The sequence below is a fragment of the Fodinibacter luteus genome (genome assembly GCF_039541575.1).
In the GTDB taxonomy this organism is placed as follows: Bacteria; Actinomycetota; Actinomycetes; order Actinomycetales; family Dermatophilaceae; genus Fodinibacter; species Fodinibacter luteus.
Window position 1 is genome coordinate 154,842 of the sequence record NZ_BAABGM010000011.1, and the last position, 21,324, is coordinate 176,165.

Consider the following 21,324-nt stretch of genomic DNA (forward strand, 5'->3'; position numbering starts at 1 on the left):
CCGGTCAGCCCGCGGCGACCATCCGGGCGACGCCGGCGGCGTCGTGCACGAGTGGGCTGAGACCGGCCGAGCGCGCGACGGCATCCGGCATGCCGCACAGCTCGAGCCAGTTGGCGAGCATCCGGTGGCCGCCGTGCGTCAGCACCGACTCGGGGTGGAACTGCACGCCGTGCAGCGGCAGGGTCGCGTGCCGCACCGCCATGACGATGCCGGACTCGGTTCGTCCGGTGGCGACCAGCTCGGCGGGCAGGGTCTCGGGGTCGATGGTCAGCGAGTGGTAGCGGGTCGCAGTGAACGGGTCGGGCACGCCGGCGAGCACCCCCGTGCCGTCGTGGTGCACCTGGGAGGTCTTGCCGTGCAGCAGCTCGGGGGCCCGGCCCACCGTCGCCCCCATGACGACCCCGAGTGCCTGGTGGCCCAGGCACACGCCGAGCATCGGCTGGACCCGCTCGGCGCAGGCCTCGATCATCGCCATCGACACACCGGCCTCCTCGGGGGTGCCCGGACCGGGGGAGACGAGCACCCCGTCGAAGCCCGCGGCGTCGCCCGGGGCGACCGCGTCGTTGCGCACGACCTCGCACCGGGCGCCGAGCTGCTCGAGGTAGCCGACGATCGTGAAGACGAAGCTGTCGTAGTTGTCGACGACGAGGATGCGGGTCATGGCGTCCATGGTGCACCGTGTGCGCCCGGTCACGGACCGACCGTCGACTCCGTGAACGGCAGGAGCGTGCTCACCGCCGGGAAGACCCACGTGAAGCAGGCCGCGACGACGAGGGCGAGGAGCACGAGGCACTGCACGGCCCGCGCCCACGTGGGGCCGGGCAGCGCGCGCCACAACGCGGCGTACACGGCTCAGGCCCCTGTCAGCGCGAGGAGGCGGGCGGGGTCCCACGCCGACCGCGGCACCGACTCGACGAGCCGGCCGTGGACGACGAAGCGCTCGGTGGCGCTGTACCTCGGGTGGCACGACGTCAACGTGATGAGCGCCTCGGTCGGTGGCGCTCCGGGCTCGGACGGCACCGGCGCGACGACGTCGACGTCGCCGGGGCGCACGACCTCGCGCGAGGTCACCTCGTAGACGTGCACCTCGGCCGCCGTCTCGACGACGACCGGGTCGCCGTCGACGAGCCGGTCGACGTCGTGGAACGGCCGGCCGTAGGTCGTCCGGTGCCCGGCGAGGGCGAAGTTGCCAACCTGCCCGGGCCCTGCGGTGCCGACGTAGTGTCCGACGCCCAGCGCGAGCACGTCGCGCCCGGTGCCCTCGAGGACCGGCCGCGCGTAGTCCGCACCGAAGCGCGGGATCCGCACGACCGCGAAGGCGCCGTCCGGGCCGACCGGCTCCGGGATGCCGTCCGCGGGCGCCGTCGTGGACCTCGCCACGGGCTCGCGGGCGGACTCTGCGAACTCCTCCTCGAGCGAGGCGACGATCCGGGCCTGGGCCCGGTCGGCGACGACGTCGGTCCACCACAGCTGCCAGGCGGCGAAGAGCAGGACGAGGACACCGAGCGTGACGAGCAGCTCGCCGGACCAGCCGACGACGCGGCGCAGCGTCACGAGGCGGGGACCTCGGCGTGCTGGGGGACGATCGACCCGACATAGGCGGGGAAGGTCTGCTCGCCGACGCCGCGGACGTCGTAGCCCAGGCCGACGGCCACGGACCACTGCCGGAGGTTCTCGACCTCGGCGTCGTCGTCGAGGGCCTGACGCATCCGGTCGGTGTCGCCGATGGCGGTGATGACGTAGGGCGGGGAGTAGACGCGACCCTGGAGGATGAGGGTGTTGCCGACGCAGCGCACGGCGCTCGTCGAGATGACCCGCTGGTCCTGGAGCATCATCGCCTCGGCCCCGCCGGCCCACAGGGCGTTGACGACGGCCTGGACGTCCTGCTGGTGGATGACGTAGTCGTCGGGGTCGGCGCCGGTCGGCACCTCACCGCCCTGCAGCTTGGCGTCGTCGAGGGTGACCCGCAGGGCGGGGCCCTCGACGGGCGTGCGGCCGGCCGCCGAGGCGAGCTCGGTGGCCTGTCGCTCGAGCTGCTGGGTCTGCACGTCGCGCGGGGCGAGGGCGGCGGTCGCCTCGTCGACCCGGGCCTGCAGCTCCTCGACCCGTGAGGAGCGATCCTCGTTCGTGCGGTTCTGGGCCCGGATGAGGTCGGGGAGCTCGGCCTGGTCGGGGCGCAGGTCCTCGCCCTGCGACGCGCGCACGCTCGAGGCGAAGAGGGTGCCGGCGACGAGCGCCGCGACGGGCACGAGCCACGGCCAGGGGGAGGGTCGGTCGACCCGTCCACCGTGCGTTCCGGCCACCGCGGCCACCTCCTCTCCCGAACCACCCTCTACGCTAGGCCAACACCATCAACGCCACGAGGAGAGTGTTCGTGCCCGAGTCCAAGGGTCGCTCCAAGCCCCCTTACATCCCGCCGCGCACCGCGCAGAAGGCGCAGGGGCCCAACCCGCGCTGGTTCGTGCCGCTCATGCTCGGCCTCATGGTCGTCGGCCTGATCTGGGTCGTCACGTACTACATCTCCGGCGTGAACCAGTACCCGGTGCCGGCGCTCGAGCGCTGGAACCTCGCCGTCGGCTTCGGCCTCATGCTCGCCGGCTTCCTCATGACGACCCGCTGGCGCTGACCGATCGTCCACCGCTGGAACCTCGCCGTCGGCTTCGTCCTCATGCTCGCCGGGTTCTTTCGACCCCGGTGGCGCTGACCGGGCGGTCCGCGGGCAGCCGTGGCGAGTTGTCCACAGGGTTTGTCCCCACTGGGGACGAATGACAGCCGTGTAACCCCAGGCCGCGGTGGCCGCGGCGCGGTCAGCCCACGGCGGCGTACTTCGCGAGCGCGACGACGACGAGCACGAGCAGGATGCCGACGAGCCCCGCCCAGTGCACCGAGCGGTTCGGGGGTGCGAGCGGAGAGCGGCGGCGGCCGGTGTAGGCGATCGCTGCGGCGGCGGCCGCGCCGGTGAGGAAGCCGCCGAGGTGCGCCTGCCACGCGATGCCCGGGATGACGAAGCCGAGCACGGCGTTGATGCCGATGACGACGTACATCCCCGCAGCGGAACGGCCGAGCCGCCGCTGGAGCACGAGGAACGCGCCGAAGAGGCCGAAGACCGCCCCGGAGGCGCCCACGGCCCCCGTGTACCAGAGTCCGAGGTCGCCGGCCGCGACGTCCGCGGGGCTGGGCGGCGACGCGAACAGCAGGTAGACGACCGACCCGCCGATCGCGCTGAGCAGGTAGACGGCGACGAACCGGGCTCGACCGAGCAGCGGCTCGAGGTAGGTGCCCATGATCCACAGGGCGTACATGTTGAACGCGATGTGGAGGAGGTTTCCCGGGCTGTGGGCGAACGCCGAGGTGATGAACCGCCACGGCTCCTCCGCCCCCAGGGCGGGCACGAACATGACCCGGCTCGTCAGCCCGGGCACGACCTGCTGGAGGACGAACACCGCGAGGCAGAGCCCGATGAGGGTCATCGTCGCGACCGGGCGGCCGTCGGTGACCGCCCCGCCGAACACGGTGCGCACCTGGCGCACCGTGCGCGCACCCTCGGCGACGCAGTCCACGCACTGGATGCCGACCGCCGCGGGACGCTGGCACTCCGGGCACGTGGGGCGCCGGCACCGCTGGCACCGGACGTAGGACTCCCGGTCGGGGTGCCGCGGGCAGACCGGAACCTGCTCGACGGCATCCGGGGATGCCGGCTGCTCACCCATCACGTCGTCGTCCCGGTCTGCAGCGCGGGCGGCTCAGGCCTCGATCTCGACACGCTCGAGGACGACGTCCTCGAGCGGCTTGTCCTGGGCGCCGGTGCGGACCCCTGCGATCTTGTCGACGACCTCGCGGCTCGGGGCGTCGGCGACCTCGCCGAAGATCGTGTGCTTGCCGTTGAGCCACGTCGTCGGAGCGACCGTGATGAAGAACTGCGAGCCGTTGGTGCCCTTGCCCATCCGCTTGCCGGCGTTGGCCATGGCGAGCAGGTAGGGCCGGTCGAACTGCTTGTCGGGGTGCACCTCGTCGTCGAAGGCGTAGCCCGGGCCGCCCATGCCGCGACCGAGCGGGCAGCCGCCCTGGATCATGAAGCCGGGGATGATGCGGTGGAAGATCAGGCCGTCGAAGAACGGCGTCGGGTTGGTGCGCCCGGCGTCGTCCTTGTACTCCTTCTCGCCCGTGGCGAGACCGGTGAAGTTGGCGACGGTCTTCGGCGCCTCGTTGGGGAAGAGCTCGACGACGATGGGGCCGTGGTTGGTGTGCAGGGTTGCCTTCATGCGCACGATCCTCTCACGGTGCGACGACCTGGCCGCCGGGGTGGTCGAGGCTCGTCGAGGGTCGACGAAGCTCGTCGAAGGTCGCCGACTCGGGCAGGCCCGGGGGGTGGTGCTCCGTGCCTCGACACTGCTGACCCCCGGCGCAGCAGTGCCGAGCCCACCAACAAGGATGCCCCACCCACTCGACACTGCTGAGCCCCCACGCAGCAGTGCCGAGTCATGCCACAGGACCCCCCAGCCACCGCCCCCGACGCCGGGCTGCCGTCTCCCGTCCGGGCGTGATCTCGTCGACCCCGGCTCGCCCGGCGCCCTCGAAACAGGGCAGGATGGGGGGAAGACCAACGTCCAACACGAGGAGGACACGTGTTCCGCAGTGCGAGCAAGACGGACCAGGCCAAGGCCACCGTGGCGACCGGGGCCGAGAAGGTCAGCGAGGGCGCCCACGCCGCCGCCGACAAGGCCGCCGTCGCCAAGGAGAAGGCGTCCGAGGCCGCGGTGTACGCCCAGGAGGCCGCGGAGACGGTCCGCGAGAAGGCCCAGGAGGCCGCCGAGACGCTCGCCCCCAAGGTCGAGCACGCCCGCGAGACCTTCGTCGAGGACGTCCTGCCGAAGGTCGCGGGTGCCCTCGCCACGATCGCCGCCGGGGCCGCCGCCGCCAAGGACAGCGCCGCCGACGCCGCCGAGCGCGCCCCCGACGCCTACGCCGTGCTCAAGGGCGACGCCGTGGCGAAGCAGAGCGGGGGCAAGGGCAAGTGGATCCTCCTGCTCGGCGCGCTCGCCGCGGGTGCCGCCATCATGGCGTGGCGCAAGAGCAACGAGCGCCCCGACCCGTGGGCCACGGCCGGGTCCTACACCCCCCCGAAGCCGGTCTCCGAGAAGGTCGGCGACCTCGCGGGCGCCGCCAAGGAGAAGGCCGCCGAGGTCAAGGACGCCGCGGCCCAGAAGGCCGGCGCGCTCAAGGACAAGGCGGTCGACGCCAAGGACACCGCCTCCGACAAGGCCGCCGAGGCCAAGGGCGCGGCCGCCGCGAAGGCCGACGAGCTCGCCGACGCCGCCACCGAGGCCGAGGAGACCGCCGCCGAGGCCGCTGACGAGGGTGCCGCCACCTGGTCCGACGCCAGCGTCGCCGACGACTCGGCCGCCTCGACCTCCGGCACCTCCGAGGGCTCCGACCTGTCGACGACGCACCTCGACAGCGGGTCGACCGACAAGGCCTGACCCCACCGCCGACCACGAACGCCGGCCGTCCCCCGGGGCGACCGGCGTTCGTCGGTTCCGCGGGGGTCAATGGTCAGGCCGACCCTCGTGGCCGACTCTCCTCGCCGACCCCCTTCGCCGACCCCCTTCGCCGACCCTCGTCGCGAACCGGCGGCGCCGCCGACGGTCAGGGTCTCCCGCGCAGGGCCTCTCGGGCGCGCGTCGCACCGGGCCGCTCGACGAGCGAGCCACCCAGCCGCCCGAGCCGCTCGCGCGGACCGGGGGCGAGGTCGAGCAGCCGGGAGGCCGCCCCCCGGATCTGTGCGGGGGTGGCGGTGTTGGGGTCGAGCGCCTCGCCGTACCCGGCCTCCTCGACCGCCGCGGCGCCGGCGAACTGGTCGGTCGACAGCGGCAGGAGCAGGAGCGGGACGGATGCCGTGAGCGCCTCGGTCACGCTGTTGTTGCCGCCGTGCGACACCGCGAGCACGCTGCGCCCGAGCAGGGTCACCTGCGGCAGCACCTCGCGCACCAGCCAGGTCGGCGGGAGCGGGCCGAGCTCGGCCCGCGGCGTCGACCCGTTCGCCAGCGCGACGCGCACGTCGAGCCCGCGCAGGGCCTCGGCCACCCGGGCGAGCACGTCGGAGCGCACCGAGAGGAAGCTGCCGAGGCTGACGTAGACGACCGGCTCGTCGCTCGCGGCGAGCCACCCCTCGACCTCGTCGTCCCGGGGCTCGGCCCGCACCGCCGAGCCGAGGAACGCGTGCGGCGGCAGGAGCGCGGTGCGGTGCGCGGGATGCAGCTCGGCGGGGTAGTTGAGGAGCAGCACGTCCCCCGTCTCGGCGAACGCGTCACGGCTCGGCGCGGCATCCGGTGCGAGGGTTCGCAGCGCGGCGTTCCACTGCTCGGTGAACTCGTCCCGCACCTGCTCGCACAGCCGGGTGAGCCCGGCGAGCTCGCGAGCGTCCGGCTGGATGCATCGGGGGAAGGCCGGGGGGAGGCCGTAGACCTCGTCGCCGACGGTGAGGGCCGACGGGTGACCGAGCACGACGTCCGCGTGCCGCACGCCGGCGGCGGCGAGGGCCAGCCGGGCGCTGAAGGCGAGGTGGTCGACGAGCACGTCGTCGGGTCGGACGTCGTCGACGACCCGGAGCACCCGCCGCGCGGTGCCGACGGGGTCCCAGAGCAGGTCGGACCGCCGGGCCCGGGCCTGGAACGCGAGGGTCTCGACCGCCCCCCGCCGGGTGGCCTCGAAGAACCCGCGCAGGGCGTCGTCCTCACCGCGCGGCTGGTGCTCGGCCCGGATGACGCCTGGGTTGGAACCGCGTCCGAGGCGCAGGTCCGCACGCTCGTAGCCGAAGCCGCGCACGATGGCGTCGGTCGCCGGCCCCGTCGCGACGACGACGCGTTCGCCGGCGTCGCGCCAGGCCGACGCGAGCGTGGCGAGGGGGAACAGGTGCGAGGCGTAGTCGGGGCTGATGACGAGCAGGGTCACGTCCGGTGCCCGTCCCCGGCGGCGGACAGCGCCCGGATGCCGTCCGCGCCGTCGCGCGGGTCGGCCGCCGCCCCGGCGACCCGGGCGTAGACGTCGCCGAGGGCCCGCGCCATCGTCGCGATGCCGAACCGCTCGCGGACGGCCACGCGCGCCTCGTCGGCGCGAGTGATGGCCTCCGGGTCGCGGGCGAGCGCGAGGGCGCGGGCCACGGCATCCCCGAGAGCGCTCTCGTCGGCGGTGTCGGCGAGCAGGCCGGTGACGCCGTCGGCGACGTAGGTCGCGGGCCCGCCACCGTCGGGGGCGACGACGACGAGGCCGGCGCTCGTCGCCTCGAGGATCGCGATCCCGAACTCCTCCTTGAGGCTCGCCGACACGTAGACCCCGTCGGTCGCGGCGAGGCCGGGACGACCCTGCCGGGCCGCGGCCAGCCAGAACGCGACGACGGGGTTGGGGCGGTGCCCGGCGAGGAGGAGGCCGCGGCGGGCAGCCTCCCCGGCGGGTACCGCGGCATGGATGAGGTCGAGCTCGGCCGCCTCCTCGTGCGAGGGGTCGTCGAGGTCACCGCCGACGACGAGGAGGTTGCACCGTTCGTACAGGTCGGGGCGCGACGCCCAGGTCCGCACGAGCGTCGACATGCCCTTGACCCGGTGCAAGCGCCCGACCGACAGCGCGAGCGGCAGGTCCCGGCGCTCGGGCGGCAGGGTGGCGAGGAGGTCGTCGAGGTCGCGCAGGGCCCGCGGCAGCGCCGGGTCGGGGGCGGTCGCGGGGTCTGGGGCGGATGCGGAACCGCGGGCGGCCGCGGAGCCCGCACGGCCGGCATCCGCCACCATGCTCACCGCGCGCCCGATCCCGGCGAGGTCGACGCCCTCCCCGACGACGGACACCCGCTCGTGCGCCGTGGCGTCGAGGCCGAGCAGGTCGTGCACCTCGCGGTGCAGGTCGGGGCGCGGAAGGAGGACGAGGTGGGCGGCCTCGGCCGCGAGGCCGCGCAGGAGGCGGTCGCGCAGGACGAGGTGCTCGGCGTGGTCGGCGGCACCGAATCCTTTCCTGTTGAGCGTGCCGGCCGCCTCGCGCGCCTGCACGAGCACGTGCGGGTCGGGAGCGACCGTGAGCACGACCGGGATCCCCAGCTCGCGGGCTGCACCTGCCGCGGCCATCGAGCCGACGTCCGCCATCCGCAGGTGGACGACGTCGGGGCGCGCCGCCCGCAGGATGCGCCGGATGCCGCGACGCGCCTCGACCCGCAGCGGCCAGGCCTCGGCGGCGGGGAGGGGTGGCCCCCACAGGGGCACGCTCGCGAAGTGGTGCCCGGGGTCGGTGAGCACGTCGAGGCCGGTCAGGGCGTCGGCCGGGCGTCCCCGCGACAGCGTGACCACACGGTGGGCCCCGCCGGCACCGCTGGCACCGTCGACACCACCGACCGCACCGTCGACACCACCGTCCGCACCGTCGGCACCGTCCGCACCGACGAGGGCGTCGCCGAGCTGCACGAGGAGGGTCGCGATGCCACCGGTGTCGCCCTGTCCGGCGTGCGAGAGGGAGGCGTCGATGTCGGAGTGCAGGAACAGCTGCAGCACAGCAGGCCGTGCGGGCCCGCGGCCCGGGCCGCCGGGCCCCGCGCCGGGCGGGCGCGAGGGCAGGGCCAGGCCGAGGTCGTGGAGGGCCGTGCAGGCCGTGTCGGCGAGCGGCCCCTCGCCGGCGCAGATGTCGTCGAGGACGAGCACGACCTCAGGGACGTCCGCCCCGGTGTGGTCGCCGAGGGCCGCGACGGCCGCGGCGCGCACGGGGACGGGCTCGTCGGGGTCCCGGGCGAGGGCGAGCAGGCCGGACACCGTCTCGGGGCCGTCGACGAGGCCGAGGGTCTCGACGAGCCGAGCCCGGACCCCCGGCTCGGTGGCGTCGGTGAGCGCGGCACCGAGGTGGGCGCGCACGGCATCCGGCGTCCGTGCCGCCCAGGCCTCGAGCGTGCCCTGCGCGAGCATGCCGCCGACCCCGCCCTCGACGACGAGGGTGACGAGCGGTCCGATGGCGTCGAGGGCCGGTGCAGTGCCCGCGAGCGCCCAGGCGGCGTGCTCCCGCAGGTGCGGGCGGTCGACCGTGAGCAGGCCCTGCAGGGCGGGTCGGCCGACGGATGCCGGGAGCGCGCCGAGGGCGTGGACGGCCGCGATGGCGACGACGTCGTCGGCCGGGTCGTGGGCCGCGGCGGCGAGGAGCTCGTGGGAGCCGCCGGTGAGGTCGTCGGTCGCCGCGGCGGCGAGGTCGTCGGCGCGGCGCAGGGCGGCGACGATCGTCGGCGCGCTGCGCACGGAGTCGAGCGCGGCGTGCACGGGCGGGGCGAGACCCCCAGGACGCGACATGCCTCCAGCGTAGGTCGCCGGGAGCCGTCTTGTTCAATCTCTGTCCAATCTTTTGGCGCGCAGCTGCGGGGTCGCCGGGACCTCCGCGCCGTTGACTCCACGCGCATCGCTGTCACAATCAGCCGCATGAGGTACTCGTTCGGGGACCTCGTGCTCGACACCGACCGCTTCGTCCTCGAGCGGGGTGGGGAGCCGCAGCACGTCCAGCCCCAGGTCTTCGACGTGCTCGGCCACCTCGTCGCCAACCGGTCGCGCGTCGTGCCGAAGACCGAGCTGCTCGACACCGTGTGGGGCGACCGGTTCGTCAGCGAGTCGTCGCTGACGAGCCGGATCAAGGCCGCCCGCCGCGCGGTCGGGGACGACGGCATCACGCAGGGATTCATCAAGACCGTCCACGGACGCGGGTACCGCTGGGTCGCCGACGTCGCGGAGCAGGCCGAGCCGGCATCCGGCGGGCACCGCACCCGCCCCGAACCCCCACCGGGCCGCGTGGAACAGCGGATCCGGTTCTGCCGCACCGCCGACGGGGAGCGCCTCGCCTACGCCACCGTCGGTGACGGCCCTCCGCTCGTGCGCGCCGCGCACTGGATCACCCACCTCGACCACGAGTGGGAGAGCCCCGTCTGGCAGCACTGGATGGAGGGACTGTCCCGCAACCGGACCCTCGTGCGCTACGACGAGCGCGGGTGCGGGCTGTCGGACCACGACCCGTACGACGTCTCCCTCGAGTCGTTCGTCCACGACCTCGAGACGGTCGTCGACGACCTCGGGCTCGAACGCTTCCCGCTCATGGGGCTGTCCCAGGGTGGGCCGGTCGCCGTCGAGTACGCGCACCGGCACCCCGAGCGGGTCAGCCGGCTCGTGCTCGTCGGCGCCTTCGTCCAGGGGCGGCGGGCCCGGGCGACGACCCCGAGCCACGAGCTCGAGTTCGAGATGCAGCGCGACCTCATCCGGCTCGGCTGGGGGCGCGACGAGCACTCGTTCCGGCTCTACTTCTCCTCCGTGTTCATGCCCGACGCCGACCCGCAGGTGTGGACCGACTTCGCCGAGCTCATGCGGCGCACGACCTCGGCCGAGAACGCCCTGCGCCTGTTCGACGCTTGCCTGGACATGGACGTCACGCAGGCAGCCGCCGCCCTCGACGTGCCGACGCTCATCCTCCACGGCCGCGGTGAGACCCGGATCCCCTTCGAGCAGGGCCTCCAGCTCGCCTCGCTCATCAGGGGCAGCCGGCTCGTGCCCCTCGAGACGCGCAACCACCTCCTGCGCCCCGACGAGCCGGCCTGGGCCCGCTTCCTCGCCGAGGTCGACGCCTTCCTCGCGGAGGAGGAGTCCACGGGAAGTCCACGCGGGGTGCACATGGTCTCCAAGGGCGGCGGGCCCTAGCGGACGACGGTGGTCCCACACCACCGACGAAGGGACCACCGTGAGCAGCACCCACCGGGCCGACGCCACCGAACGCACCTGGCGGGCCGACGTCGTCGTCGTCGGCGCCCGCTGCGCCGGAGCCGCGACCGCGATGCTCCTCGCCGATGCCGGGCACGACGTGCTCGTCCTCGACCGGGCGAGCTTCCCGAGCGACACCGTCTCCACGCACGTCATCGCCCGCACCGGGATGGTGCAGCTGTCCCGCTGGGGTCTGCTCGACGCGCTCCACGACTCCGGTGCACCACGCGTGCGGACCGTGGAGATCGACACCGGTGCGGACGTCGTCGTCCGCACCGTCAAGGAGCGGCACGGCGTCGACCACCTCCTCGCCCCCCGGCGGGTCGTGCTCGACGGCATCCTCCAGGACGCGGCCCGCCGGTCGGGCGCCCGGGTCGTCACCGGGGTCGGCGTCGACGACGTCATCCGGGATGCCGTGGGGCGGGTCGAGGGGGTCCGCGCGCACGACTCCCGGGGCGGCCTCCGCGTGCTCGCCCGCCACGTCGTCGGCGCCGACGGGCTCGGCTCGCGCGTCGCCCGAGCGGTCGGCGCCCCGATGACCGTCGAGCGGCCGACGTCGGGCGCGACGCTGTACGCGTACCACCGCGGGCCGTGGTCGAGCATCGAGTACCACGTCGGCGAGCACGCCCTCGCAGGGGTCTTCCCGACCCACGGCGGCGAGGGCTGCGTCTGGGTGTGCACCCCCGAGGACGTCGCCCGCCGGCACCAGCGCAGCGGCTCGCGCGACGCCGTCCTCGCCGACCTGCTCGCCGAGGTGACGCCGGGATTCGCCGACCGGGTTCGCGGCACCGAGCGGACCTCGCCGGTGCGGGGGATGCTCCGGATGCCGAACCACGTCCGGCGCGCCTGGGGCCCCGGCTGGTCCCTCGTCGGGGATGCCGGGTACCACCGCGACGCGATCACCGGCCACGGCATGAGCGACGCCTTCCGGGACGCCGAGCTGCTCGCCGCCGCACTCGACACGGCCCTCGGCGACCCCGCCGCCGAGGCCGCGGCGATGACCGCCTACGCGGCGACCCGCGACCGGATGGCGCGCCCGATCCTCGACCTCACCTGTGCGCTCGCCGCCTTCCCCGGAGCCGCGCGCTTCGTCGAGCTGCAGCGCCGGCTCGCGGTCGTCATCGACGAGCAGGCCGCCGAGCTCGCCGCCCGGCCCACCCCTTCAGGCGCCGCAGTCGCCTGACCACCGACCTCACCCGAGGACCGCCGGAGCTCCGGCACCCCACCGAAAGGAACGACCCACCATGACCATGACCACTGACACGGGCCACCGCAACGGCGTCGACACCGCGACGCTCTTCGCGACCCTCGACGCCGTCAAGGCGATGCCGGCCGCGGCGCAGTTCCAGTTCCGCGCCCACAACGAGTGGCAGACCGGGACGCACAGCCGCACGACGATCTCCGACTACTTCGGGGTCGGCGAGGAGCGCGAGCACGAGCACGTCTTCACCTTCGACGCCGACCACCCCGCGGTGCTCGTCGGGCGCGACAACGGACCGACCCCCGTCGAGTTCGTGCTCCACGCCCTCGCGGCCTGCCTCACCGCGGGCCTGGCCAACATCGCCGCCGCCCGGGGGGTCACCCTCACCGAGGTCCGCTCGACGGTCACCGGCGACATCGACCTCAACGGCATCCTCGGCCTCCAGCCGGTCCGCAACGGCTACCAGCAGGTCAGCGTGCGGTTCGTCGTCGCGGGCGACGCCAGCGAGGACGTGCTGCGCTCGATCGTCGAGCAGTCGCGGCAGCGCTCGGCCGTCTACGACGTCATCACGAACGGGGTGCCGGTCGACATCGAGGTCGAGGTCGCCTGACCCCGCTCGCCTCGACTTCTTGCACATCACCCACGCCCGGGGGCCGCACGATGGCGCTCGCGCGTGGGTGATGTGCAAGGAGTGGCCGGGAGGCGGGCGGCCCGGCCCCCCGACCACGTCCCAGCGCGCCCCCCGCCACGTCCCAGCGCGCCCCCCGACCACGTCCCAGCGCGCCCCCCGACCACGTCCCGGCGCGGCCCTCGCTCACGTCCCGGGCCGCCGCCCCGTTGTCTGCGCAGAAACCGGACACCACACCCCCCACCACGAAGGAACTCCCCATGCAGACCCTCGATCAGGTCGGTCGACTCGTCCCCAGCAGCCTCGAGGTGAGCCGCGCAGCGGCGGCACGCCACGCGCGCACCGTCGCCCTCGAGCAGCCCAGCCCCGAGGCGCGCGCGCCGTGGCGCGACGGCTCCACCCGCCGGCGCGGGTGGCTGCGCGGGGTGGTGGTCCGGCTCCCGTAGCCCTGACCGAGCGAGCCGTCCCTGAGCTCTGACCCAGCGGGTCGGCCCGGACCCGGACCGCGCGGACCCGGCATCCGCCACGATGTCCTTCGACGCGGTGTGAACCGATCGGGGGGCTCGATGGAACAAGCAGGTGTGACACCCGACCAGGACCCTCCCACCGACCGGGAGCTGCTCGCGCGGATCGCCGACGGCGACCGCGGGGCCCTGCACACCCTGTTCACCCGGCACCAGCCCTGGCTGGCGGCCCGGGTGCGCCGCCGCTGCGCCGACCCCGCCGTCGTCGCCGAGGTCGTCAACGACACCTTCCTGCTCGTCTGGCAGCAGCCGGGCAGGTACAAGGGCGAGGGGGAGGTGGCGGCCTGGCTCTGGGGGATCGCGATCCGCACCCTGCTCCACCGGCTGCGGCCCCGCAAGTCGGTGCTCGAGCGGCTCGTCCAGGCGCGTCCGCAGCACCACCCCTCCGCCGAGGAGGCCGTGCTGCTGCGGGTCGAGCACAGCGACGTCGGCACGGCGTTGCAGCGGCTCTCCCCCGAGCTGCTCGCCGTCGTCCAGGCGACCGTCATCGACGGCCTGTCGACGCGCGAGGCCGCCGAGCTGCTCGGCATCCCGAGCGGAACCGTCAAGAGCCGGATGAGCCGTGCGCGGCTCGAGCTGAGGGAGGCCCTGCGATGAGCGGACCCCGCACCCCGTGGCACGTCGACGACGAGACCCTGTCGGGGTACGTCGCCGGGACCACGTCGCCCGTGCTGTCGACGTCGGTCGAGACCCACCTGCTCTCCTGTGCGACCTGCCGCGAGCGACTCGCCGCGGCCGCCGACGCCGGACCGGTCCACGCCGGACCGGCCCACGCCGGACCGGCCCACGCCGGACCGGCCGACGCCGGGCCGGCCCACGCCGGGCCGGTCCAGGCCGGGGCGTCCGAGCTGGACGTGACGTGGCAGCGGCTCGCCGACGCCATCGACCGGCCGTCACCCGGCATCCTGGGCCGCTTCGGCTCGGCGCACCGGTTCGCCCGCTCGACGATCGCCACCCCGACCATGCTGCTCGCCGCGCTGAGCGCGGTGGCCCTCGTCGTCATCGTGCCGCTCGCGGCGGCCGCCGTCACCGGGGATGCCGGCCTCGTCGCCCTGCTCGTGGCCGCACCCCTGGCACCGGTCGCCGCGGTCGCGCTCGCCTACCGCGACCAGTCCGACCCGGCCGGCGAGATGAGCCTCGCCACCCCGTCGGCCGGGCTACGGCTCGTCGCCCTGAGGGCGGTCCTCGTCGCCGTGGCCGCGCTCGTCGCCGCGACCGTGGCACTGCTGCTCGTCGGGGTGTGGGTCGACCTCACGACCGCGATGGTGCTCGCGTGGTGCCTCCCCGGCCTGGCCCTCTCGGCGCTCGTCCTCCTGTCCGGCACGACCCGGCTCGACCCCGCACGCGTGGCCGGTGTGCTCAGCATCGGCTGGGCCGGCGCCGTCGTGGCCGGCTCGACCGTGGGCCGACGGCTCCGCCCGGAGGTGGCGCTCGACGTCATCGCCAGCCCGGCCCTGCAGACCGCGGCCCTCACGGTCGCCCTCACCGCCCTGCTCCTGACCGTCGCCCGACGCGACACCGTCTCCTACCGGAGGACCGCATGACCACCACCACGACGGCCACCACGCTCGAGATCGAGGAGGTCACCAAGAGCTTCGGCGGCACCCGCGCCGTCGACGGGGTGTCCCTGACGGCCGGGCGCGGCGTCATCGGCCTGCTCGGCCCGAACGGGGCCGGCAAGACCACCCTGCTGCGGATGGTGGCGACGGTGCTCGCCCCGGATGCCGGTCGCCTGCGGCTGCTCGGCCTGGACCCCTCGGACCCCGCACAGCGCACCGAGATCCGCCGCCGGCTCGGCTACCTCCCGCAGTCCCCGGGCCTCTACCCCGGCTTCACGCCCTTCGACCTCGTCGACTACGTCGCGGTCCTCAAGGAGCACACCGACCGCGAGTGGCGGCGCGAGGAGTGCCGTCGCGTGCTCGGGTCCGTGGGCCTCGAGGACGTCATGCACCGGCGGATCCGCAAGCTCTCCGGTGGGATGAGGCAGCGGGTCGCCCTCGCCGCCGCCATGGTGGGCGGCCCCGAGCTGCTCGTGCTCGACGAGCCGGCCAACGGGCTCGACCCCGAGCAGCGGCTCCAGCTGCGCTCGCTGCTCGCCCAGGTCCCGACCGTGCTCATGTCGACGCACAACATCTCGGAGGTCGCGGCCCTCTGCCAAGGCGTCTACGTCGTGTTCTCCGGCCGGGTGCGCTTCAGCGGCACGCCGGCCGAGCTCGCCGGGCTCGCGGCCGGCCGGGTCTGGGAGGACGACAGCCAGGACCCGCGCGCCATCCGCAGCTGGGTCACGGCGACCGGAGCCTTCCGCCACCTCGGCGAGCCGCCCGCCGGTGCCCAGGTCGTCGCCCCCACGCTCGACGACGGCTACCTCCTCCTCGCCCGCGAGGAGCACCGGTGACCGCGACCCCCGCCTGGCTCGTGCCCACCGCCCGGGCCGTGCCGTGGCAGCCCCTGGCCGGCGTGGCGGCGTGCCTGCTCGGCGTCGTCCTCGTCGCGGCCGTCCGGGGCAGCTGGCCGGTCGGCGTGCTCGACGTCGCGGCGGCCGGCCTCGCCGCGGCCGTCGTCGCGGGGCTGCGCGACGTGGCCGCCGACCTCCTTGCCGCCGTGCCGACGAGCGCCAGCCGGCGGCGGGCGCGCCGCCAGCTGCTCCTCGTGCCCGCGGGGCTCGGGACCTGGCTGGCCTACCTCGCGGTGGGGAACCTCGTGAGCCCCGACCTCGGCTGGCCGGTCGGCCCCGTCGTGGCACTCGTCGCCACGGGGTGCGCCGTGGCCGCGTGGGCGCCGGACCGCCTCGCCGTCGAGGCGGGGGTCGCTACTCCCCTTCTGTGGATGGCGCTCGCGCGCGTGTCGACCGAGCTCGACGGCCCCCTCCGGGCGCTGCCGGCCGCCTACCAGGACCACCCCTGGATCGTGACCGCCGCGGCGGTCGCCGCGCTGTTGATGGGAAGGAACCGATGAGCACCACCACGATGGCCCGCCCCCGCCTGGCCACCACCGAGCGGGCGCCGTTCGCGGCCCTCGCCCGCCTCGAGGCCGGCCGCATGCTGCGGCACCCGGCGCCGTGGGTCGGAATCGCGCTCTGGGTCGCGGCCAGCTACGCCGTCCTCGCCAGCGAGCCCACGTGGTCGAGCGCGCAGTACCAGGGCCTGCAGGCGTCGTCGGTCTTCCTCGCCGCCGGGGTCTCCGTGGCTGCCGCGTACGCCGCGGGCCGCGACCGGTACGGCCTGGCCGAGGACGCCCCCGTGCGGGCGGAGGACCGCGCCGCGGCACGACTCGTCGGCGGCCTGGCCCTCGTGGGCCTCACGGCGCTCGTCGTCGCGGCCGGCGCCCTCTGGCTGCGGTGGTCCGGCGGGGTTCCCCTCGGGAACGAGCCCGGCCGCACCCTGCACGCCCAGCTCACGCTGCCCGAGCTGCTCCAGCCGGTCGCCCTGAGCGCCTTCGCCGTCGCCGCGGGGGCCGCCGCGGTCCGGCTGTTGCGGCACCCGCTCGCCGCGTCGATCGTGCTCTTCGTGCTGTGGTTCCTCGCCGGGCCGGCCTACTGGACGGTGAACGGCCCCGTGCTCCGGTGGTTCGCCCCGGTCATGGTCCAGCCGTACAACGTCGAGGTCGCACCCGCCACCGCCGACCCGCTCACCCTGCCGCCGACCTGGCTGCTCGAGGGGCCCGGGCCGTTCCAGCCCTACTGGGCGCGGCTCGTCGTCGTGCCCGAGCTCGCCGCGTGGCACGACCTCTACCTCGTCGCCCTCACCCTGCTCGCCGCCGCCGTCGCGCTGCCCGGGCGCTACCGCCGGCCGCTCGTCGTCGCCGGCGCGGTGCTCGTCGTCGTCGCGGTCGCCCTCCAGGCCCGGGTCACGCCGTGAGGCGGGCGGTCGTGGCCGCGCTCGCGGCCGGTGCCCTTCTGTCCGGGTGTGCGGCGCCGGCCGACCTCGACGGCGAGGTCCTGGCGGCCGGCCCCGGTGCGGCGCCCGCTCCGGCATCCGCTCCCGCACCCCCGCGGGTGCCGGGTGCCCCCGCCGTGCCCCTCGTCGTCGACACCGACCTCGGGGCCGACGACGTCCTCGCACTCGCCTTCCTGCTGCGGTCCCCGGAGGTGGACGTGCGGGCCGTCACGGTCGCCGCCACCGGCCTCGTGCGCTGCGAGCCGGGGGTCGACGTCGTCGCCGGGCTGTTCTCTGCGCTGGGCGTCGAGCCGGTTCCCGTGGCGTGCGGTCGGGCCGACCCCGGGCCGGCCGGCCGGGCCTTCCCGGCCGCCTGGCGGTCCGCCGCCGAAGCGGGCTCTGGCGTGACACCCGTGCCGGGGACGCCGGTCGGGCAGCCGGCTGCCGACCTCCTGGCCGAGCAGGCGCGCGACGTCCCCGGACTCGTGCTCGTCGCCATCGGTCCGATGACGAACGTCGCGGACCTGGCGGCCCGGCACCCGGACGACTACGTGCGGCTCACCGGCATCCACGCGATGGCCGGGTCGGTGTCGGGGCCGCCCGTCGACGGCGTCGCCGAGTGGAACGCGGCCGCCGACCCCGAGTCGCTCACCGCCGTGCTCACCTCGTCGGTGCCCGTCACGGTCGTCCCCGCGGATGCCGTGCCGACCGGCACCCCGGCAGCAGCGCTCGCAGCGCCGGTGGTCGGGCGGGTGGCCGCCGCCTCAGCCCTGCCCTCGTGGTGGGACCTCGCGGCCGCCGCGGCCCTCGTGACGCCGGATGCCGGGACCGGCGAGCGGGGCGGGTGGAGACTCGACCCGTCCGAGCCCGGGCGGCTGCGCCGGTCCGGCGCGGGCACGGTGACGGTCCACCGCTCGCTCGGGGCGCCGGCCCTCGAGGCGCAGTACACCCGGGTGTTCCGAGCGTCCTGAGTCGCTGCGCTCACACGAGCCCGAGGCCGAGGAGGAGCACGGCGCCCAGGATGCCGACGGCGCCGACGACGCCGGCCCGGCCCGCTCGCGCACCGTCGAGCGGCTCGACGGGCAGGAGCAGCGAGCCGGCCATGACGAACGCTGCGAGGCAAAGCGAGGTCGTGAGCGGCGTGCGCCACAGCGCCGCCTCGAGGAGCAGCACGAGGGAGAGGCCGGCCAGCACGAGGGGCGCGGCCATCGCGACCCGAGGTTCCTTGGCCGGGGTCCGGACGACGGGCATCGGGGCGAGCGGGCTGCCGAGCGCCCCGGCGACGAGGGCGACGAGCACGCCCGGCGGCCAGGTCGCGTGCACCACGACGGGTGCCGCCCTCGGCTCGGGTGGGTCGGGAACGACGGGAGCGCGCCGCCGCGCCACGACCACGCGCGCCACCATGGCGGCACCGACGAGGGCGGCCACGGCGACCGCGTACGTGAGGCCGGTCCACGGCCAGAGCCACTCGCGCCAGAACGCGAGGAGGAAGGCCACGACCGTGGCGACGACCGCCCAGTGCGGTCGTCGGAGCCGGCCGACACCACGCAGGCGGCCCAGGCGCGAGCCGACCCCTTCGAGCCAGTCCTTGGCCCCCGTCGGCACGACGCCTCCGCGCAGCGAGACGAGCCCGACGCCCGCGAGGGCCATCGCGAGCAGCCCGACGGTGGCCGCCGGGGCGGAACGCTGCGACTCGGCGAAGGACCACCCCTCGGGCAACGGCTTCGAGACGTCGAGGGAGGTGCGGTAGGTCGTCGTGTCGAGCGAGGTGCGGGGCGGGCGGTCGGCGTAGGCGGGGTCGAGGGAGGCGGCCTCGGCGAGGGCGCCCTGCGAGGCGAGGACGTGGACCGGCCCCCGGCGGCCCTCGACGACGCCGAGGTTGTGCCACCCCAACGCGTACGCGGGCTCGGCGGCCACGGCAGCGCGCAGCACCCGGGAGGCCTCCGCGAGGTCGCCCCGGCGGGCGAGGAGGACACCGAGGTTGTTGGCTGCCGGGTAGTTCGTCGGGTCGCTCGCGAGCGCCCCGCGGTTCTGCCGGACGGCGGCGTCGGTGTCGCCGCGACGGTGGGCGACCTCGGCGGCCGTCATGAGGTAGACCGGGCTGCCCGGATCAGCGGCGAGCGCGGCGCGAGACAGCTCGAGGGCCTGGGTCGACGCCCCGGTGTCCAGCGCCGCGATCGCTGCCGAGTTGCGTACGGCGTCGAAACGCACCTGTCCCTCGAGCCTGTCCGACCAGAACAGAGCCGAGGCGTAATCCTCGGCGGCAGCGCGGTCCATCCCGACGGACAGCTCGTGGTCCCCGAGCAGCGAGGCCGCGAAGTACGACAGCCGGGCGAAGGCGTGGGCGTTGGTGAAGCCGCCGTTGAGCGTCGACTGGTAGCCGTAGCCCTCGGCACCCTGGAGCACGAGCGGCCTGAGCACCGGGACGGCCTCGTCGGGCCGGCCCGCCCGCAGCAGCGCAGCGCCACGCCCGAGCAGGGACTGCGCGACCGCGAGGTCGTCGCGCGACGACAGCACTCGCCAGCGTGCCGCGGCCTCAGCGAAGTGCGCGGCGGATTCGTCGTACTCCTTTGCCAGGTAGGCGATCTCGCCCAGCCGCTGGTGCGCGAGCGCGGTCTCGTCACCGAGGTGTGCGGCCCACCGGGTGGCCGCGCCTCGGGCTCCGGCGAGGTCACCCGCCCAGCGCAGGAGGTTCTGCCGGTCGTCGAAGCGGGTCTCGACCGCCGCACGCTCCGTGGCCGTCAGGACGTCCGGCGGGAGGACGCCGGCGAGCTCGGTGTCGAGCTGCTGCCTCAGGCGCGCCCCGTCCGGGCATGCGCCCCCTGAGATCGATCGGTCGAGGTCGTCGAACTCCTCCGGCCAGCCCTGCGCCGCCGCCGCCGCGTCGCCGGCGACGAGGGCGTCCCGGCGCCAGACCCAGTCCGGGCAGGACGGTGCGGTGTCGGTGAGGCCGGGGGCGTCCCGGAAGGTCGGCACGAAGCCCTCGTCGGCGACGACACCGCCGCCACCACCCTCGCCGTAGCCGAGCAGCGAGATCCGCGCCGGCGTGAGCACGTCCCAACCGAGGGACAGGGGCGGGTCGAGCGGGACGATCGCGGTCGCCTCGGGGAAGGCTGCCGTCCCGAGCGCGGCGAACCGCCTCCCGATCGCCGACGCCTCCCGGAAGCGGCCGGAGGACTCCTCCGCCGCGATGGCCACCTGGAGGGCTCGCGCCGGGTGGCTCGGCCCGTCGGCCGCCGCGACGGCGAGGCGGGCGGCAGCCTCCGGTCGTGCGAGGCCCAGCTGCGCGCGGGCCGCGCCGAGCCGGGCGGTGGGAGTCTCGTCCGTGTCGAGGAGGCGCGCGAACACGGCATCCGCGTCGCGGAAGGCCCGACGCGAGGTGAACGGCTGGGGCGTCGCGAGGTTCATGCCGGTGGTGAGGTACACCTCGCCGAGGGTGGCGAGGACGCCCGGGTCGCGGGGGTGGGCCCGCACGAGGGCGAGGGCCTTCGCCTCGGCCTCCTCGAAGAGCGCCACGAAGAGCGCCGACGTCGTGGTGTCCTCGGGCAGCCACAGACTGCTCGGGAGCGCCCGCTGGACGGACAGCCAGCCCGGTGTCGGGTCGCCGGGGCAGGCCTGCTCGGCCGCGAGCCGCTCACCGTCGACCGCGTCGTCCGGGACCTCCGCGTCGGACGCGACGAGGGCGAGCAGGTTGAGCTGCGCGTCGCAGCCGCCACCGGCACGGGCCCGGTGGAGCACGGCGAAGGCGAGCCGCACGGCGTTCTCATCGAGCCCCGAGGTCTCCGGCTGGGCTGCCAACAGGAACAGTGCGGCGCCGAGGGTCGCCCCACCCTGGCCTAGCCTGGCCGGGTCGACGCCATCAAGCAGCTCGTCGACCGCGCTGAAACGGTAGGGGTACTCGTTCGTGACCTCGCCGACGGACGGCCAGCCGAACCCGTCCGCCGGAGCGTCCAGGAACGCGAGCAGCCGGTCGGCCGCCTCCGGCCCCAGCGCGTCGACGGCATGGGGCCGCACGTCCTGCACGGTGCGGACGAGCGCGCCCGGCGGCAGCCCCACGGGCACCGTGCGGATGCCGGTCGATGGGGCGAGGTCGTCGCCCGGCAGGTCGGGCTGCGCCGCGGTGAGGGGTTGCGGCAGCCGGGATGCCGTGAGCGCGGCGGCGGGTGCGATGGCCAGGACCACGACGAGGCCGAGGAGGACGGCAGCCACGAGGACCGTGCCCGTCCGGGCGACGACGCTGCGCGGTGCCGTGTCGGGTGGAGCCCCATCGGCCAGCTGCGTCACGCGATCACCCCCTCCCCGGATGCATCACCCTCGACGGTAGGCCCGGGACGGGCGTGAC

Annotated in this window: 21 protein-coding genes; 12 read left to right on the forward strand and 9 right to left on the reverse strand. The window is 75.3% G+C overall.

The window, feature by feature from the left end; translation table 11 throughout:
- Positions 1-4: 4 nt before the first annotated feature.
- The 4 genes from ABD899_RS08870 to ABD899_RS08885 are packed head-to-tail and all read right to left on the reverse strand — an operon-like array spanning position 5 to position 2,303.
- Positions 5-661: an aminodeoxychorismate/anthranilate synthase component II gene (locus ABD899_RS08870; RefSeq protein ID WP_345204774.1), complete on the reverse strand. Its 657-nt coding sequence runs from the start codon at positions 659-661 to the stop codon at positions 5-7.
- 29 nt (positions 662-690) lie between these two features.
- Positions 691-849 (reverse strand): hypothetical protein, encoded by a 159-nt coding sequence (locus ABD899_RS08875; protein WP_345204776.1) that lies wholly within the window; start codon positions 847-849, stop codon positions 691-693.
- Between the two features lie 3 nt (positions 850-852).
- Positions 853-1,554: a class E sortase gene (locus ABD899_RS08880; RefSeq protein ID WP_345204777.1), complete on the reverse strand. Its 702-nt coding sequence runs from the start codon at positions 1,552-1,554 to the stop codon at positions 853-855.
- The gene (locus ABD899_RS08885; RefSeq protein WP_345204780.1) at positions 1,551-2,303 is read right to left on the reverse strand and encodes a DUF881 domain-containing protein; all 753 of its coding nucleotides are present in this window, start codon (positions 2,301-2,303) and stop codon (positions 1,551-1,553) included. The genes ABD899_RS08880 and ABD899_RS08885 overlap by 4 nt, the downstream gene beginning before the upstream one ends.
- 71 nt (positions 2,304-2,374) lie before the next feature.
- Between ABD899_RS08885 and ABD899_RS08890 the strand changes: the two genes are divergently transcribed.
- Positions 2,375-2,626 carry a cell division protein CrgA gene (locus tag ABD899_RS08890; protein WP_345204783.1) on the forward strand — a complete coding sequence of 84 codons (252 nt, stop codon included), beginning with the start codon at positions 2,375-2,377 and terminating at the stop codon, positions 2,624-2,626.
- Between the two features lie 181 nt (positions 2,627-2,807).
- On the opposite strand, the gene ABD899_RS08895 is transcribed toward ABD899_RS08890, so the two are convergent.
- Together ABD899_RS08895 and ABD899_RS08900 are read right to left on the reverse strand one after the other, a co-directional pair.
- Entirely contained in the window at positions 2,808-3,710 is a 903-nt protein-coding gene (locus tag ABD899_RS08895) for a rhomboid family intramembrane serine protease (protein ID WP_345204785.1), read from the reverse strand.
- 33 nt (positions 3,711-3,743) lie between these two features.
- A complete protein-coding gene (locus ABD899_RS08900) occupies positions 3,744-4,262 on the reverse strand; it encodes a peptidylprolyl isomerase (protein WP_345204788.1) in 519 nt (172 codons plus the stop codon).
- 363 nt (positions 4,263-4,625) lie between these two features.
- Between ABD899_RS08900 and ABD899_RS08905 the strand changes: the two genes are divergently transcribed.
- Positions 4,626-5,480: a hypothetical protein gene (locus ABD899_RS08905; protein WP_345204789.1), complete on the forward strand. Its 855-nt coding sequence runs from the start codon at positions 4,626-4,628 to the stop codon at positions 5,478-5,480.
- A gap of 166 nt (positions 5,481-5,646) precedes the next feature.
- On the opposite strand, the gene ABD899_RS08910 is transcribed toward ABD899_RS08905, so the two are convergent.
- Together ABD899_RS08910 and ABD899_RS08915 are read right to left on the reverse strand one after the other, a co-directional pair.
- Entirely contained in the window at positions 5,647-6,951 is a 1,305-nt protein-coding gene (locus ABD899_RS08910) for a glycosyltransferase (protein WP_345204791.1), read from the reverse strand.
- Complete coding sequence (locus tag ABD899_RS08915; protein ID WP_345204793.1) at positions 6,948-9,308, reverse strand: glycosyltransferase; 2,361 nt, start codon at positions 9,306-9,308, stop codon at positions 6,948-6,950. Before ABD899_RS08915 ends, ABD899_RS08910 begins: the two co-directional genes overlap by 4 nt.
- 126 nt (positions 9,309-9,434) lie before the next feature.
- Here ABD899_RS08915 and ABD899_RS08920 point away from each other — a divergent pair, with 126 nt between their 5' ends.
- The 10 genes from ABD899_RS08920 (at position 9,435) to ABD899_RS08965 (ending at position 17,953) form a co-directional block, all read left to right on the forward strand.
- The gene (locus ABD899_RS08920; RefSeq protein WP_345204794.1) at positions 9,435-10,694 is read left to right on the forward strand and encodes an alpha/beta hydrolase; all 1,260 of its coding nucleotides are present in this window, start codon (positions 9,435-9,437) and stop codon (positions 10,692-10,694) included.
- Positions 10,695-10,734: 40 nt separating this feature from the next.
- A complete protein-coding gene (locus ABD899_RS08925) occupies positions 10,735-11,937 on the forward strand; it encodes an NAD(P)/FAD-dependent oxidoreductase (protein WP_345204796.1) in 1,203 nt (400 codons plus the stop codon).
- A 67-nt stretch (positions 11,938-12,004) separates the two neighbouring features.
- On the forward strand, positions 12,005-12,565 hold the full coding sequence (locus tag ABD899_RS08930; RefSeq protein ID WP_345204797.1) for an OsmC family protein: 561 nt from the start codon (positions 12,005-12,007) through the stop codon (positions 12,563-12,565).
- A gap of 278 nt (positions 12,566-12,843) precedes the next feature.
- The gene (locus tag ABD899_RS08935; protein ID WP_345204799.1) at positions 12,844-13,029 is read left to right on the forward strand and encodes a hypothetical protein; all 186 of its coding nucleotides are present in this window, start codon (positions 12,844-12,846) and stop codon (positions 13,027-13,029) included.
- A 135-nt stretch (positions 13,030-13,164) separates the two neighbouring features.
- On the forward strand, positions 13,165-13,704 hold the full coding sequence (locus ABD899_RS08940; protein WP_345204801.1) for an RNA polymerase sigma factor: 540 nt from the start codon (positions 13,165-13,167) through the stop codon (positions 13,702-13,704).
- Positions 13,701-14,651, forward strand: a complete 951-nt coding sequence (locus ABD899_RS08945) for a cupin domain-containing protein (RefSeq protein WP_345204803.1) — start codon at positions 13,701-13,703, stop codon at positions 14,649-14,651. Before ABD899_RS08940 ends, ABD899_RS08945 begins: the two co-directional genes overlap by 4 nt.
- A complete protein-coding gene (locus ABD899_RS08950) occupies positions 14,648-15,502 on the forward strand; it encodes an ABC transporter ATP-binding protein (protein ID WP_345204805.1) in 855 nt (284 codons plus the stop codon). Before ABD899_RS08945 ends, ABD899_RS08950 begins: the two co-directional genes overlap by 4 nt.
- Positions 15,499-16,062, forward strand: a complete 564-nt coding sequence (locus tag ABD899_RS08955) for a hypothetical protein (protein WP_345204807.1) — start codon at positions 15,499-15,501, stop codon at positions 16,060-16,062. Before ABD899_RS08950 ends, ABD899_RS08955 begins: the two co-directional genes overlap by 4 nt.
- The gene (locus tag ABD899_RS08960) at positions 16,059-16,964 is read left to right on the forward strand and encodes a hypothetical protein (protein WP_345204809.1); all 906 of its coding nucleotides are present in this window, start codon (positions 16,059-16,061) and stop codon (positions 16,962-16,964) included. The genes ABD899_RS08955 and ABD899_RS08960 overlap by 4 nt, the downstream gene beginning before the upstream one ends.
- 11 nt (positions 16,965-16,975) lie before the next feature.
- Positions 16,976-17,953, forward strand: coding sequence for a nucleoside hydrolase (locus ABD899_RS08965; protein WP_345204812.1), 978 nt, complete (start codon positions 16,976-16,978; stop codon positions 17,951-17,953).
- A 10-nt stretch (positions 17,954-17,963) separates the two neighbouring features.
- Here the strand turns inward: ABD899_RS08965 and ABD899_RS08970 are convergent, their stop codons facing one another.
- Positions 17,964-21,266, reverse strand: a complete 3,303-nt coding sequence (locus ABD899_RS08970; RefSeq protein ID WP_345204813.1) for a tetratricopeptide repeat protein — start codon at positions 21,264-21,266, stop codon at positions 17,964-17,966.
- Positions 21,267-21,324: the final 58 nt, after the last annotated feature.